This window comes from Rhodopseudomonas sp. B29 (assembly GCF_000333455.1).
Lineage (GTDB): Bacteria > Pseudomonadota > Alphaproteobacteria > Rhizobiales > Xanthobacteraceae > Rhodopseudomonas.
In genome coordinates this window covers 1-14,573 of the sequence record NZ_BADD01000125.1, presented here as the reverse complement: position 1 = coordinate 14,573, position 14,573 = coordinate 1, and the positions used below count along the sequence as shown (strand labels likewise).

General features: G+C 64.6%; 12 protein-coding genes and 1 pseudogene. 10 read left to right on the top strand and 3 right to left on the bottom strand.

The window, feature by feature from the left end; all coding sequences use genetic code 11:
- The 3 genes and pseudogenes from I5M_RS04780 to I5M_RS04770 form a co-directional block, all read right to left on the bottom strand.
- Positions 1–544, bottom strand: a pseudogene (locus tag I5M_RS04780) (serine acetyltransferase); the annotation flags it as partial.
- Positions 545–705: 161 nt separating this feature from the next.
- A complete protein-coding gene (locus I5M_RS04775; protein ID WP_031335397.1) occupies positions 706–2,688 on the bottom strand; it encodes a family 2A encapsulin nanocompartment cargo protein cysteine desulfurase in 1,983 nt (660 codons plus the stop codon).
- Positions 2,675–3,619, bottom strand: a complete 945-nt coding sequence (locus I5M_RS04770) for a family 2A encapsulin nanocompartment shell protein (protein ID WP_022720363.1) — start codon at positions 3,617–3,619, stop codon at positions 2,675–2,677. Before I5M_RS04770 ends, I5M_RS04775 begins: the two co-directional genes overlap by 14 nt.
- Before the next feature lie 825 nt (positions 3,620–4,444).
- Here I5M_RS04770 and I5M_RS04760 point away from each other — a divergent pair.
- The 10 genes from I5M_RS04760 to I5M_RS04715 all read left to right on the top strand — a co-directional run bounded on the left by I5M_RS04760 (position 4,445) and on the right by I5M_RS04715 (position 14,562).
- Positions 4,445–5,602 carry a transporter substrate-binding domain-containing protein gene (locus I5M_RS04760; protein ID WP_022720362.1) on the top strand — a complete coding sequence of 386 codons (1,158 nt, stop codon included), beginning with the start codon at positions 4,445–4,447 and terminating at the stop codon, positions 5,600–5,602.
- Entirely contained in the window at positions 5,599–6,264 is a 666-nt protein-coding gene (locus I5M_RS04755) for an ANTAR domain-containing response regulator (RefSeq protein ID WP_022720361.1), read from the top strand. The genes I5M_RS04760 and I5M_RS04755 overlap by 4 nt, the downstream gene beginning before the upstream one ends.
- 11 nt (positions 6,265–6,275) lie before the next feature.
- Positions 6,276–7,514 (top strand): urea ABC transporter substrate-binding protein, encoded by a 1,239-nt coding sequence (locus I5M_RS04750; RefSeq protein WP_022720360.1) that lies wholly within the window; start codon positions 6,276–6,278, stop codon positions 7,512–7,514.
- Between the two features lie 124 nt (positions 7,515–7,638).
- Positions 7,639–8,511, top strand: coding sequence for a branched-chain amino acid ABC transporter permease (locus tag I5M_RS04745; protein WP_022720359.1), 873 nt, complete (start codon positions 7,639–7,641; stop codon positions 8,509–8,511).
- A gap of 11 nt (positions 8,512–8,522) precedes the next feature.
- Positions 8,523–9,584 (top strand): branched-chain amino acid ABC transporter permease, encoded by a 1,062-nt coding sequence (locus tag I5M_RS04740; RefSeq protein ID WP_022720358.1) that lies wholly within the window; start codon positions 8,523–8,525, stop codon positions 9,582–9,584.
- Complete coding sequence (locus tag I5M_RS04735; protein WP_022720357.1) at positions 9,584–10,306, top strand: ABC transporter ATP-binding protein; 723 nt, start codon at positions 9,584–9,586, stop codon at positions 10,304–10,306. The genes I5M_RS04740 and I5M_RS04735 overlap by 1 nt, the downstream gene beginning before the upstream one ends.
- A complete protein-coding gene (locus I5M_RS04730; RefSeq protein ID WP_022720356.1) occupies positions 10,299–11,012 on the top strand; it encodes an ABC transporter ATP-binding protein in 714 nt (237 codons plus the stop codon). The genes I5M_RS04735 and I5M_RS04730 overlap by 8 nt, the downstream gene beginning before the upstream one ends.
- A 25-nt stretch (positions 11,013–11,037) precedes the next feature.
- The gene (locus I5M_RS04725) at positions 11,038–12,027 is read left to right on the top strand and encodes an acetamidase/formamidase family protein (protein WP_022720355.1); all 990 of its coding nucleotides are present in this window, start codon (positions 11,038–11,040) and stop codon (positions 12,025–12,027) included.
- A gap of 14 nt (positions 12,028–12,041) precedes the next feature.
- Positions 12,042–13,781 (top strand): nitrilase-related carbon-nitrogen hydrolase, encoded by a 1,740-nt coding sequence (locus I5M_RS04720; RefSeq protein WP_022720354.1) that lies wholly within the window; start codon positions 12,042–12,044, stop codon positions 13,779–13,781.
- A gap of 19 nt (positions 13,782–13,800) precedes the next feature.
- Positions 13,801–14,562 carry an SDR family NAD(P)-dependent oxidoreductase gene (locus I5M_RS04715; RefSeq protein ID WP_022720353.1) on the top strand — a complete coding sequence of 254 codons (762 nt, stop codon included), beginning with the start codon at positions 13,801–13,803 and terminating at the stop codon, positions 14,560–14,562.
- The last annotated feature ends 11 nt before the right edge of the window (positions 14,563–14,573 follow it).

The window sequence follows — 14,573 nt, the reverse complement described above, 5'->3', positions numbered from 1 at the left end:
GCATTGGCACACCGAGCGCGTAGAGCTGATGCGCGATGCGGTGACGGATCATCGCAGTGATACCCGGATAGCAGAACACCACTTCGTCGAGGCTCTTCGCCGCCGGATCGCCCTCATAGGCAGCGCGGATGTCGCTGTCGAGTAGCGCACGAATCCGCGGCAGGTCGTGAGCGAACTCCGCGACGATGGTTATCGCCTGAAGGTCGATCTCGCCGTGTTTTGTTGCGGACTCCTGATCGGCAAAACGCAACTCGCGCCCGACTTCACGCCGCAATCGTCGCAGCGCCTGCTCGATGGTGTCGGCGACATAGATGTCGAGTGAGTCTTCAGACAGCGCGTTCGGCCCGAAGTGCCGCGGATACAGCGCCGCGACCAGAGCTTCGACGATGCCGGCCACCGCCTCGCGCGACGGCAGTTCCGGCAGCGGCCGGCCGCGATAACGCCGGCGCTGCGAGATGGTGCGAAGGCCCGCAAGCTCTGCGACAATCGCGCCGAGATCCCACGCGGGTTCAGTGACGACACGGGGCTCGGCGGACTGCGGCATGCGGGCGGCTCCGATTAGTTATCAATGACGCAACGACTTACAATTCACCTCTCACCGTCATTGCGAGCGAAGCGAAGCAATCCAGCTCCGTGCACTGAGCTGGATTGCTTCGTCGCTTCGCTCCTCGCAATGACGAAGTCCTCTAATGCGGCGTCTTCCAATCAGCCCCCGCGTACGCCTCGCCCGCTCTGCAGGCGATGCAGCGCGTCGACCAGCGCGTCGATGTCGTCGGCGGTGTTGTAGAGCGCGAGCGACGGACGCACCGTGCTCTCCAGCCCGAAGCGGCGCAGGATCGGCTGGGCGCAATGATGCCCGGCGCGCACCGCGATGCCCTCGCGGTCGAGCGCCGTGCCGACGTCCTCGCTGCGACAGCCGTCGAGCACGAACGACAGGATACCGGCCTTGTCGCGCGCGGTGCCGATCAGCTTCAGGCCCGGCACCGTGAGCAGGTGCTCGGTGCCGTAGGCGAGCAGCTCGTGCTCGTGCGCGGCGACGTTCGCCATGCCGATACGGCTCAAGTAATCGATCGCCCCGCCGAGCCCGACGGCATCGGCGATGTTGCCGGTGCCGGCCTCGAACCGGTCCGGCGGGCCCTGGAAGACCGTCTTCTCGAACGTCACATCGGCGATCATGTTGCCGCCGCCCTGCCACGGCGGCATCGCCTCGAGCACGTCCGCCTTGCCATAGAGCACGCCGATGCCAGTCGGGGCGAACATCTTGTGGCCGGAGAACGCATAGAAATCGACGTCCAGCGCCTGGACATCGACCGGCATGTGGCAGACGCCTTGCGCGCCGTCGACCAGCACCTTGGCGCCGTAGCGATGCGCCAGCGCCGTCATCTCGGCGACCGGCGTCACGGTGCCGAGCGCGTTGGAGACTTGCGTGAAGGCCACGATCTTCGTCTTCGGCCCGAGCAGCTTCTCGTATTCATCGAGCAGGATCTGACCGTGGTCATCGACCGGCGCGACGCGCAGCCGCGCCCCCTTCTCGGCCGCGAGCTGCTGCCACGGCACGATGTTCGCGTGATGCTCGAGATGGCTGACGACGATCTCGTCGCCCTCGCCGACGTGGCGGCGACCCCAGGCCTGCGCCACCAGGTTGATCGCCTCGGTGGCGCCACGCACAAACACGATGTCTTTGACCGACGCGGCGTTGATGAAGCCGCGCACCTTGTCGCGCGCCGCCTCGTAGGCGTCGGTCGAGCGCGCCGCCAGCGTGTGTGCGGCCCGGTGGATGTTGGAGTTCTCGTGCGTGTAGAAATGCGCCAGCCGATCGATGACGCATTGCGGCTTCTGCGTGGTCGCTCCGTTGTCCAGCCAGACCAGCGGCTTGCCGTTCACCGTCTCGCGCAGGATCGGGAAATCGCGCTTGAAGACGTTGGCATCGAACGGCCGATATCCCGAGAGATCGAGCGCATGCACATCGGCACGATGCTGCGGAGCGAGCCCGCTCAGGTCAAACGTCTCCACGCGCGGCGTCGGCGCTGCGGCAACGGGCGCATTGGCACGCGCAAGCGCCGGATTGTCGGCCAGAAAATACAGCGGCTCGGCCGCAGCGGCAGCGCTGACGCCGAACGGCCCCGCGCCTTGTGTGTCAGGGCGCGGCAGGAACCTTCGCGTTTCATCGAGCCGACCCGGCAGCGCCGCGAGGTCGGTGTGGTGCGCGAACGCCGGCTGCACGACTGGCGCATCCGGAGGCGGCGGCGCCACCGGCAGCGCGGCGAGCGGCACGCTAAGTTCCTGCGGCTGCGACGAGACGGAAGCGCCCGCAGGTGACGGCGCAAGCTTCGGATCGAGCGCGAACAGCGGCGCAGACGGCCGCGCCGCGCCGACGGTCGGGATCGGCGAAGCCGAGCCGGGATTGGAGTTCGGCTTATAGGACGGCGACAGCGCCGGGGTGCCCGGCACAGCATTGTACAGCGGTTCGGCGGCGAACAGCGGCGCCGAGCCGAGCGCGGCACCTGGCTCGGGCACACCGCCATTCGGCAGCGCGGCGAAGAAGGCGTTGGCCAGCTTGGCGATCGAAGCCACGTCCGGAGCGCCGACGCCGGCGACCTGATCCAGCGCCGCCGCATGCGGCGCCGATCCGGCTTGCGCGGCCGCAACCGCGCCGGGATGCGGCAAGCTTGGCTCAGGCGTACTCATGATACTTGCCGACCTCGACGTCATCGAGCACTGCGAGCGCATCGTCGGTCAGCACCGCCAGCGAGCAATACAGCGAGATCAGATAGGACGCGATCGCCTTGCGGTTGATGCCCATGAAGCGCACCGACAGGCTCGGCGACACCTCGCCCGGCACGCCCGGCTGGAACAGACCGACGACGCCCTGCTTCTTCTCGCCGGTGCGCAGCAGCAGAATCTTTGTGCGGCCGTTGTCGTCGAACGGCACCTTGTCGGACGGCACCAGCGGCAGGCCGCGCCAGGTGAGGAACGGCGAGCCGAACATGTTGATGGTCGGCGGCGGCACACCGCGGCGGGTGCATTCGCGACCGAAGGCCGCGATGGCGCGTGGATGCGCCAGGAAGAACGCCGGCTCCTTCCACACCTTGGTGATCAGTTCATCGAGATCGTCCGGCGTCGGCGCGCCCTTGCGGGTCGAGATGCGCTGCGACGGTGCGGTGTTGGCGATCAAGCCGTATTCGGCGTTGTTGATCAGCTCGCCTTCCTGACGCTCCTTGACCTTCTCGATCAGCAGCCGGAGCTGCTCCTGAATCTGATCGAACGGATGGCTATAGAGATCGGAGACGCGAGTCTGGACGTCGAGCACCGTCGTCACCGCGTTGAGGAAGTACTCGCGCGGATGTTCCTCATAATCAACGAAGGTCTCTGGCAGATCTGGATCGCGATCGCGGCGCGGGCTGCACTCGACGTCGAACGAAGCCGACGCCGTGGCACCGCGCGTTTCCTTGACGCGATTGAGCCGGAAGATACCAGCCTCGACGGGAGTCCACTGCAACAGCGGCACCAGCCAACGCGGCGAGATGCCGCCCCATTGCGCGCGCGTTTTGGTCGCGTTGGCAAGCTGGCGAGCAGCGCCTTCCGCAAGCGTCCTGCGAACTTCGGTATCTTCAGCCATCGACACACTTCTCCCAGTCGCCGCGCCGCCCTTCCGGCGCAGACTGCAATTGGAACTACCAATGCGTAGGAGAAGATTTGCACCGTGTCTATTTCGACCGCATGCCAATAACACGCCGAAACAGAGAATGCTGTTCTACTAACAGAACAGCTTAGTTAGCCGCCATCGTTGGATGCCAGGCGAAGAGCAACGTGTTTCGTCGGCGCCGCGCCAGGAAGAATACGGTGCTCCGCGCCAACAGAATAATTCTTTAGGTGGATGTGAATTTTCACGCCGACTGCAAAGCAATCTCACCTATCAGCATCGCCCCCCCGACGATCGTGATCAAGATTGCCGCTCGATCCGCTCCGCTCTCCCCTAGCCCTTCCTTGCAGCATTCCGAGCTTCGCGGCCGTGATGGAGCTCGGCCTGTCGCGGCGCTGCAGCAGTGCGACGCTGTGCAGAGCATACGTAGATTTTGAGGTGAAGGATGGCGCCTGTTCGACCAGCACGCGAGCCCACCTCACCCCGGCCCGTCCCGCACAGGGTCGATCAGCCCCGTACGACAGCGATCACGCCGCAAGGAACGCTGCTTCGCGAACCGATCGGCGCTTTGCATAGTCTTGCTACACGAAGCCGGCTTTTGCGGCAGTACATGCTCAATATCGAGCTTGACTCGAAAATCATTCTCGACGACCGTAATGCCCACGCGTCGGGCAACTAGGCCCATTGGCGCCAGAAGGATCAGATCATTTCCGACACCGCGCTGCCAAGGCGCGTTTGGTCGGCGGCGAAAGCGCCCTCGGCTTGACAGCCGGCGGGCGCTTTTTTGTTTTTGGATGGGGCATGGCGAAGTCGTTTCGGATCGGCGTAATGTTCTCGACCACCGGCTCCTATGCCGCGGTGGCGCGGACTCTGCTGAACGGCGCCATGCTGGCATTCTCCGAACTCGCTGCTTCCTCGGGCGGACCGGCTCTGGAACCCGTTGTCGTCAATCCGGGTGGCGATCTGGCGCAATATCGCGCCCTCGCAGCGGAATTGCTGTCGTCCGGGATTCGCCAGGTCGTCGGTTGTTACACCTCGTCGAGCCGCAAAGAGGTCATTCCCTGCTTCGAGAAATTCGACGGCCTGCTGTGGTACCCGTCGCATTATGAAGGCTTCGAGAGCTCCGACAACGTCGTCTACACCGGCGCGTCGCCGAACCAGCACGTGCTGCCCCTGGTCGACTATCTGTCCGGACGGCGAGGCAAACGTGCGTTTTGCATCGGCTCCAACTACATCTGGGCGTGGGAAAACAACCGCATCTTCCGCGAGGCGCTGATCGCCCGCGGCGGCACCGTGACGGCCGAGCGCTATCTGCCAGTCGGCGACACCGATTTCGCCAAGGTTGTCGCCACCATCATCGAACAGCGCCCGGATTTCGTCTTCAGCAACCTGATCGGCACCAGCGCCTACGCGTTTCTGCGCGAGTTCCGCGCCGCCTGCCGCGCGCGCGGCATCGACCAGGCCAAGGAAATTCCCGTCGCCAGCTGCACACTTTCGGAACCGGAGCTCGCCGAGCTCGGCTCGGACGCAGTCGATGGCCACCTGTCGTCCAGCGTGTACTTCGCCTCGCTCGGCGGCGAGGCCAACCAGGCATTCACGCGCGCTTATGCGCAGGCCTACCCGGACGCTCCCACGACATCAGCCGATGCCGAGTCCTCCTACATCGCTGTGAAGTTGCTCGCGTCCGCGCTCCGCCAGGCAGGAACCGACGAGGCCAGCGCGGTGCGCGCGGCGGTTGCCGATCAGCGCCTGGTCGCGCCGCAGGGCGAAGTCCGCGTCGACGCGCAGACCTATCACACCTGGCTGACGCCGCGGATCGGCCGCTCCACGGCGGAGGGGCATTTCGAAGTGCTGCTCGAAGCCGAAGCGCCGATCGCGCCTGATCCGTATCTCGTCAATTCTTCGCCGCGCTTCGCCACCACGATGCGTTCTCCAACCCTGAGGCTGGTGAAATCATGAATTTCCGACCGGTGCAGAACTTCAAGGGTGGTCGCGCGCTCGTGGTCATGGAGCGGACCGGCAGAGAGGGCGCGCTGGAGCCGACGCTCGCCAAGCTCGGCGTGAGCTGCGAGTACCTGCCGATCGTAGAAGGCAGGACGCAGATCGATCTCGCCGCGCTGCAGGCGGACCGAGATATTCTGTTTGTCGATGGTGATCTCGACGGCGCCTTGACGATCGAGCTCGATCCCTTGGCCAATCTGCCGCCGGTGCCGGTGATCGGCCTCGTCGGCGTCGAAGCGCCGAGCCGGCTGAAGGCGCTCGCCAACCTCGGCGCCACCTCTTTCCTACGCAAGCCTGTTCACGGCGGGGCCGTCTACACCTCGCTGTTCATGGGCATCAATCAGTTTCTCCTCCGCAGACAGATGCAGCAGCGCCTGCAGACCCTCGAAGACCTCCGCCGCGGTCGCCGCGCGCTCCTGCGCGCGGTGGTGATGCGGATGAAGGAAACGGGGCTCGACGAAGACGGCGCCTACGATCAACTGCGACGGGAGAGCATGCGCGCGAGGCAGAGCCTTGAACTCTATTGCGAGGATCTGCTGACCCGACGGGCGAGGCCGCCCGACCAGACCGGCAACACCGGCAGCCCGCCGCAGCGGCGTGGCGATCAACGAGCGATGTAGGAGACAGCAACATGACCGGACGTGTTTTGCGGGGACTGCATGCTGCAGTCCTCTCGGGGACGCTTGTCCTCGTTTCAGGCGCGGCGCTCGCCGCTGATCCGCCGATCAAACTGGGCGTACTCGAAGATCAGTCCGGCGACTTCGCCGTGGCTACCATCGGCAAGGTTCACGCCATTCAGCTCGCGGCCGACGAGATCAACAAGGCCGGCGGCATCATGGGCCGGCAGCTCGAACTCGTCGTCTACGACACGCAGTCGGACAACACTCGCTATCAGGAATTCATGCGGCGCGTGCTGCAGCGAGACAAGGCCGATGCGGTGTTCGCCGGCTTCTCCTCGGCGTCACGCGAGGCCTATCGCCCGATCGTCGACCAGCTCAACGGCTTTGCCTTCTACAACAACCAGTATGAAGGCGGCGTCTGCGACGGCCACATGATCGTCACCGGCGCCGTGCCGGAGCAGCAGTTCTCCACGCTCATCCCCTGGATGATGGAGAAGTACGGCAAGAAGGTCTACACGCTGGCGGCGGACTACAATTTCGGCCAGATCTCGGCCGAGTGGGTGCGCAACATCGTCAAGCAGAACGGCGGCGAAATGGTCGGCGAGGAGTTCATCCCGCTCGGCGTCTCGCAGTTCTCGCAAAGCATCCAGAACATCCAGAAGGCCAAGCCCGACTTCGTGGTGACGCTGCTGGTCGGCACCGCACAGGCCTCGTATTACGAGCAGGCGGCTTCCGCCAACGTCAATCTCCCGATGGCGTCCTCGGTCAACGTCGGACAGGGCTACGAGCACAAGCGCTTCAAGCCGCCGAGCCTGAAGGACATGTACGTCACCACCAACTACATCGAGGAAATCGACTCGCCGCAGAGCAAGGCGTTCCTGGCGAAGTTCAAGGCCAAGTTCCCCAACGAGCCCTATGTCAACCAGGAAGCCGAGAACTCCTATTTGGCGGTCTATCTCTACAAGCAGATGGTGGAGCGGGCGAAGTCGACCAAGCGTGACGACATCCGCAAGGTGATCGCGCAAGGCGATGTCTGCATGGACGCGCCGGAAGGCAAGGTCTGCATCGACCCCAAGAGCCAGCACATGTCGCACACCATCTACTTGGCCCACGTCAACGCCGATCACTCGATCGACTTCCCCAAGGTCTGGCCGGACATCAAGCCGTATTGGCTGGGTGACGCCGGCTGCGACCTGACGAAGAAAGATCCGATGGCACAGTACACGCCGTCGAATCCGCCGCCGAAGTAATTGGCGGCGGCCCGCTCCGGCGCCCCCTGACGCGCCGGAGCGGCCCATTTCAATCGGTCTGCACTTTTCGATCTTCGGCTACCCAAGAATTCGCCCCGGTACATTCGCTCGACCTGGACATACGATGGACATCGCGACGCTGGCCTTCTCGGCCCTGTTTCAATTCGGCGACGCCTTCGCCTTCCTGGTGCTGTCGGCCTGCGGGCTGGCGGTGATCTTCGGGATGATGGGCGTGATCAACCTCGCCCACGGCGAGTTCATCATGTGCGGCGCCTATATCACCGCCACCTGCACCCATGCAGGCCTGCCGCTGCCGCTCTCGATCATCGTCGGCGCCCTGGTGTCGGCGCTGGTCGGCATGCTGGTCGAATTCGTCGTCGTCCGTCACCTGTACGATCGCCCGCTCGACACGATCGTGGCGACCTGGGGCCTGAGCCTGATCGCCACGCAAGGCACGCTGATCGTGATCGGCTCGACCATGGCGGGCGTCGGCACGCCTTTCGGCAGCTTCCAGGTCGGCGCCTACTCCTACTCGATCTACCGGATTGTTCTGTTCTTCGCTGCGCTCGGTGTGCTCGGCGGCTTGTATGCGCTGTTCAACTGGACCTCGTTCGGCGTCAAGGCGCGGGCCACCATTCAGGTGCCGCACATGGCCGACGCGCTGGGCGTCGATACACGCTGGATCTACAGCCTGACCTTCGCCTGCGGCGCCGGCCTCGCCGGTCTTGCCGGCGGGCTATATGCGCCGACCATGACGCTGGTGCCGACGATGGGCGCGACCTTCATCATGGAAGCCTTCGTCACCGTGGTGATCGGGGGCGCCGACGTGTTCCTCGGCACCGCGCCGGCCGCTGCCGTGCTCGGCGTGGTGAAATCGGCCATGACGTCGTGGCAAGGACAGTTGTTCGGTCAGATCGGCCTGCTGGTCGCCGTCATCATCGTGGTCCGGGTGCTGCCGAAAGGCATCTCCGGCTTCCTGCTGCGCGAACGCACCTGAGGAGCGCAGCAATGAGCTTGATGTCCCTGTTTCATCACCTCGAAGGTCCGCAGACCAAGGGCCGTGGCCCGGCGTTCTGGGCGGCCTTCGGCGTCGCCCTCCTCGCCGCTCTCGCCTACCCGCTGTTCAGCGACGGCTACACGGTCGGCAACACCGCGTACTTCTTCGTCTGGGTGTTCATCGCCCTCAGCCTGTGCCTGATCTGGGGCTATGGCGGCGCCTTGTCGTTCGGCCAGACAGCCTTCTTCGGCATTGCCGGCTATGGCTACGGCATCCTGACCCTGAACTTTGGGGCAGCCTACGGCTTCACTCTGATCGCAGTGCTGATCGCCATCGCGATCGCCGCCGTGGTGGCTCTGCTGCTCGGCTATTTCATGTTCTTCGGCCGCATCGAAGGCGTGTTCCTCGGAATCGTCACGCTGGCGGTGACGCTGATGCTGGAGCGTTTCATGGCGCAGACCGCCGGGCCTGAATGGCGGATCGGCGCGGCACGGCTGAACGGCTTCAACGGCATGAGCGGCATGCCGCCGATAACCATCCCCTGGTTCGATGGGCCGATCGTACTCGTCGCCGACATCGGGCTTTACTACTTCATCCTGGCGCTGGTCATCTTTGTCTATCTCGGCTTGCGCATCCTGGTGAACTCGTCGTTCGGCAACGTCATCGTGGCGATCCGTGAGAATCCTGAGCGCGCCGAAATGCTCGGCTACGACATCCGCAAATATCAGCTGATCAATTTCGTGATCGGTGCGGCGCTGGCCGGTCTGTCGGGCGTGCTCTACACCGCCTGGGGCCAGTACATCACGCCGTCGAGCATGGGCATGACATCGGCGGCACTGCCGCTGATCTGGGTGGCGGTCGGCGGCCGCAGCGATCTGACCTCGACGCTGATCGGCACGCTTGTGGTGCTGGCCGGATTCCAGGCGCTGACGATCTACGGCAGCCAATATGCGCTGGTGGTGATGGGCGTGCTGCTCGTCCTCACCGTGCTGATCGCGCCGAACGGCCTCGTGCTCGGCGCCATGAACGTGATCGGGCGCATCGGCGCACGTACCAAGCGGGAGAGGCCGTAATGGCGCTGCTCGAACTCCGCGACCTCAACAAGCACTTCGGCGGCCTGCACGTCACCAACTCGGTGAACCTCGCCTTCGAGCCCGGTGAGATACACTGCCTGATCGGCCCCAACGGTGCCGGCAAGAGTACACTGTTTCGCCTGATCCTCGGCGAGCACCAGCCGGGCAGCGGCGATATCTTCTTTGCCGGCGACAACATCACGCATCTGAAATCCTTCGCACGAATCGCGCGCGGATTGTCGGTGAAGTTTCAGGTGCCGGGCGTGTTCAAGGGACTGTCGGTTCGCCAGAATCTTGAAATCGCGCTGCAGCGGACGCATCGCGCTGCTGAGCTCGATCGCGAGATCGACCGGTTGCTGGCGTTTCTCGGGCTCGAAGCCGAGCGCAACCAGACCGCCGGCAATCTTAGCCATGGCCAGAAGCAGTGGCTGGAGATCGGCATGGCGACCAGCCTGAAACCGCGGCTGTTGCTGCTCGACGAACCAACCGCCGGCATGTCGCCGGAAGAGACCTTCCAAACCGGCGAGATGGTGCAGCGGCTCAACGCGGAAGGCATGACCGTGGTGGCGATCGAACACGACATGGCGTTCGTCCGCCAGGTGGCGCAGCGGGTCACCGTGCTGCACCTCGGCCAGGTGTTCGCCCAGGGCTCGATCGACGAGATCGTGGCCGATGAGCGCGTCGCCGCGATCTATCTCGGACAGGCACACCATCATGCGTAAGGAAGTCATCCTCAATACGCTCGGGCTGCGCGCCGGCTACGGCGGAAAGCCGGTGCTGCAGGGCCTCGAGATCGAAGTTCGTGAAGGCGAGATCGTCGCGGTGATCGGCCGCAATGGCGTCGGCAAATCGACGCTGATGAAGAGCCTGATCGGGCTGGTGCCGGTGATGGACGGCTCGATCGTGTTTCGTGGCGAGCAGATCGAGCACCAGCCGGCGTTCCGCCGCGCCCGTCTCGGCATCGGCTACGTCCCGCAAGGCCGCGACGTGTTTCCGCGGCTGACCGTGGCGGAGAATATTGCGGTCGGCGCCGCGATCAACGGCGGCCTCACCGACGACGGCAAGCGAAATATCATCGAGACATTTCCCATCCTCGGCGAGCGCTGGAGCCAGCGCGCCGGCACGATGTCGGGCGGTCAGCAGCAGCAGCTCGCGATCGGCCGCGTGCTGATCGCCGATCCGCAATTGATCCTGCTCGACGAGCCGTCCGAGGGCATCCAGCCCAACATCGTGCAGGACATCGCCCGCGACATGGTGGCGCTGAATCAGAAGACCGGCGTGACCATCATCCTGGTCGAGCAGAACCTCGACATGATCCGGGCGATGGCGCAGCGCTGCTACGTGATGGACAAGGGCCGGATCGTCGCCAACCTCGACCGCGCGGCGCTCGACGACGAAGCTGAAATGCGTCGCCATCTGGCGGTGTGAACTTATTCAACCAAGGAGAACCGACATGGCTTGGCAGACCGACTCGATCATGGCGCGCAAGGGCGTCGCTAAGGGCGTGCGCGGCGCGGCCCACAGCATCACCGAGGCGACGCAGGGCAAGTATCACTACGTCTACGGCCCCTATGTCGAGCCGGTGCTGACGGTCGATCCGGGTGCGGTGATCTCCGCCGAGACCCACGACGCGTTCGAGGGCGCGATCAAGAAGGAAACCGACGTCCCTTCGAAGATCCTCAACTTCCCGTTCCTCAATCCGCAGAACGGCCCGGTCTACGTCAACGGCGCCGAGAAGGGCGATACGCTGGCAGTGTACATCGAGAGCATCGTGCCGCGCGGTCCGCAGCCCCGCGGCACCACCGTGGTGATGCCGGAATTCGGCGGCCTGGTCGGCACCGGCAACACCGCGCTGCTCAACCCGCCGCTGCCCGAAGTGGTGAAGAAGCTCGACATCACGCTCGAACACGGCACCAAATGGAACGACAAGATCACCCTGCCCTACGAGCCGTTCATCGGCACCATCGGCACCTCGCCGGAGATCGAAGCGATCTCATCGCTGGTTCCGGACTACTACGGCGGCAACATGGATCTGCCGGATGTCGGCGTCGGCGCGGTGATCTATCTGCCGGTCAACACCAAGGGCGCCCTGCTCTATCTCGGCGACTGCCACGCCGCGCAGGGCGATGGCGAACTCTGTGGCGTCGCGATCGAACATCCGACCGTGACCACCGTGCAGGTCGATGTGATCAAGAACTGGACCATCCACTGGCCGCGGCTGGAGACCAAGGATTTCATCATGACCATCGGCTCGGCGCGGCCGATGGAAGACGCGGCGCGCATCGCCTATCGCGAGCTGTGCCGCTGGATGGCGGCCGACTACGGCTTCGACGAGATCGACGCCTACATGCTGCTCACGCAGGCTGGCCGCGTCCGGCTCGGCAACATGGTCGATCCGAAATACACGCTCGGCGCGTCGATCAAGAAGTCGTTCCTGGTCTGAGAGGAGCGACGACGATGCCGCAAATGCTGAAGGTCGCCACCGTTCAGTTCGAACCGGTCATAGCCGAGAAGGAGCGCAATGTCGCGCGCCTGCTCGAGCTGTGCGAGGAAGCCGCGGTGGACGGCGCCAAACTGATCGTCACCCCGGAGATGGGCACCACCGGCTACTGCTGGTACGACCGCGCCGAAGTGGCGCCGTTCGTTGAGCCGATCCCGGGCCCAACCACCGATCGGTTCGCTGCGCTGGCCCGCAAGCATGATTGCTACATCGTCGTCGGCCTGCCGGAAGTCGACCAGGACGGCATCTATTTCAATTCCGCCGTGCTGATCGGCCCGGAGGGCTTAATCGGGCGTCATCGCAAGACGCATCCTTACATCTCCGAACCAAAATGGTCGGCGGCGGGCGATCTGCACAATCAGGTGTTCGAGACGCCGATCGGGCGGATTTCGCTCTTGATCTGCATGGACATCCATTTCGTCGAAACCGCGCGGCTGATGGCGCTCGGCGGCGCCGATATCATCTGCCACATCTCGAACTGGCTGGCTGAGCGCACCCCGGCGCCTTACTGGATCAGCCGTGCATTCGAGAATTCCTGCTACGTGATCGAGAGCAACCGCTGGGGGCTGGAGCGCACCGTTCAGTTCTCCGGCGGCAGCTGCGTGATCGCGCCGGACGGCAGCATCGTGGCGGTGATCGACGGCGGCGATGGTGTCGCGTTCGCGGAGATCGATCTCGATGCCGCGCGCGATCGCCGGATCGGCGGCGAACCTCTACTCCGGCAGCGGCGGCCGGAATTGTATCCAGAGTTGTTGACCGACACGTTCAGTTGGAATCCGTACGACTTCTTTGGCCTTTATGGCCACGAAAAATGGCCGCAGGGAAAGGTGTCGCGGATCAGCGCGGCGCAGTTTGCGCCCGGCGATGACGTCGATGCAAATATCGCAAAGATTGCCGAACTGGCGCGCGATGCCAGGGCCGCAGGCGCCGAGCTCGTGGTGTTTCCGGAGCTATCAGTCACGGGCCTGAACGAACCGGCAAAGCGCGCCCAGACGATCCCAGGGTCCTCGACGACGCGACTCGCTGCGCTGGCGCGCGAATTGTCGCTGTATCTGGTCTGCGGCCTCGCAGAGCGCGACGGTGCCACGCTCTACAACAGCGCGGTGCTGATCGGGCCGGACGGCGCAATCACGACTTATCGCAAGACCCATCTGACCGAGGCCGAGCAGAGCTGGGCCATCGCCGGCGACGGCTTCGTGGTGGCCGACACCCCGCTCGGACGCATCGGCCTGCTGATCGGACACGATGCGATGTTTCCCGAGCCCGGCCGCGTGCTGGCGCTGCGCGGTTGCGACATCATCGCCTGCCCGGCAGCGATCACCACGCGATTCAGCACGCCGCACGCAGGCACGCAGGTGGCGCAGCCGGCCCCGATCCCGACCGGGGCTGATCCTTATCACTGGCACCATTTCCGCGTGCGTGCCGGCGAGAACAACGCTTACTTGGCGTTCGCCAATGTGATCGACCCTGCACGCGGCTATCCGGGCGTGAGCGGCGTGTTCGGACCGGATACGTTCGCGTTCCCGCGGCGCGAGGCGATCGCCGCTGAAGGCGAGAACATCGCCACTGCGACAATCGACACCAGCAATCTGGACAGCGTCTACCCGACCAATGTGGTACGCCGAAAGGATCTGGTCGCGATGCGCAAGCCGCACAGTTACCGACCGTTGATACAAGCCACGACTGGAAATTATTGAGCCATAGAGGGAGCTGACGATGGATTTGGGACTGAAGGGCGCCAAGGTACTTGTCACCGGCGGCACCAAGGGAATCGGCCGGGCCATTGCCGAGACCTTCGCGGCGGAAGGCTCAGCGGTCGGATTGTGCGCGCGCAACGCTGACGAAGTCGCGAGCACGATCGCCGCGCTGGAGAAGGCCGGCGCCAAGGCGTTCGGCGGCGTGGCCGACGTCTCCGACGGTCCTGCGCTAAAAGCCTGGGTCGCCGACATGGCCGCCAAACTCGGCGGCATCGACGTGGTCGTGGCAAATGTCAGCGCGCTCGCGATCAGCGCCGACGAGGAGAGCTGGGCCAAGGGCTTCGCCACCGACATGATGGGGACCGTGCGGCTCGTCGACAGCGCCATGCCGTATCTGGAGAAGAGCCAGCAGCCGGCGATCGTCACCGTGTCGAGTGTATCGGGCCGCGAAGTCGATTTCGCCGCCGGCCCCTACGGGACCTTCAAGGCCGCGATCATCCACTACACCCAGGGCCTGGCCTATCAACTCGCAGGCAAGGGCATCCGTGCCAATACGGTGTCACCCGGCAACACCTATTTCGAAGGCGGCGTCTGGGAGAACATCAAGAACGGCAATCCCGATCTGTACAAGACCGCGCTGGCGCTGAATCCGACCGGCCGGATGGGAACGCCGCAGGAGATGGCCAACGCGGTCGTCTTCCTCGCGAGCCGCGCCGCGAGCTTCATCACCGGCACCAACCTGGTCGTCGACGGCGCGTTGACCCGGGGGGTGCAATTCTAGAGCAGTTCACC

Excerpts from the sequence above, each read along its gene's own strand:
- I5M_RS04775 (WP_031335397.1), bottom strand. The coding sequence starts at position 2,688 with ATGAGTACGCCTGAGCCAAGCTTGCCGCATCCCGGCGCGGTTGCGGCC.
- I5M_RS04770 (WP_022720363.1), bottom strand. The coding sequence starts at position 3,619 with ATGGCTGAAGATACCGAAGTTCGCAGGACGCTTGCGGAAGGCGCTGCT.
- I5M_RS04760 (WP_022720362.1), top strand. The coding sequence starts at position 4,445 with ATGGCGAAGTCGTTTCGGATCGGCGTAATGTTCTCGACCACCGGCTCC.
- I5M_RS04755 (WP_022720361.1), top strand. The coding sequence starts at position 5,599 with ATGAATTTCCGACCGGTGCAGAACTTCAAGGGTGGTCGCGCGCTCGTG.
- I5M_RS04750 (WP_022720360.1), top strand. The coding sequence starts at position 6,276 with ATGACCGGACGTGTTTTGCGGGGACTGCATGCTGCAGTCCTCTCGGGG.
- I5M_RS04745 (WP_022720359.1), top strand. The coding sequence starts at position 7,639 with ATGGACATCGCGACGCTGGCCTTCTCGGCCCTGTTTCAATTCGGCGAC.
- I5M_RS04740 (WP_022720358.1), top strand. The coding sequence starts at position 8,523 with ATGAGCTTGATGTCCCTGTTTCATCACCTCGAAGGTCCGCAGACCAAG.
- I5M_RS04735 (WP_022720357.1), top strand. The coding sequence starts at position 9,584 with ATGGCGCTGCTCGAACTCCGCGACCTCAACAAGCACTTCGGCGGCCTG.
- I5M_RS04730 (WP_022720356.1), top strand. The coding sequence starts at position 10,299 with ATGCGTAAGGAAGTCATCCTCAATACGCTCGGGCTGCGCGCCGGCTAC.
- I5M_RS04725 (WP_022720355.1), top strand. The coding sequence starts at position 11,038 with ATGGCTTGGCAGACCGACTCGATCATGGCGCGCAAGGGCGTCGCTAAG.
- I5M_RS04720 (WP_022720354.1), top strand. The coding sequence starts at position 12,042 with ATGCCGCAAATGCTGAAGGTCGCCACCGTTCAGTTCGAACCGGTCATA.
- I5M_RS04715 (WP_022720353.1), top strand. The coding sequence starts at position 13,801 with ATGGATTTGGGACTGAAGGGCGCCAAGGTACTTGTCACCGGCGGCACC.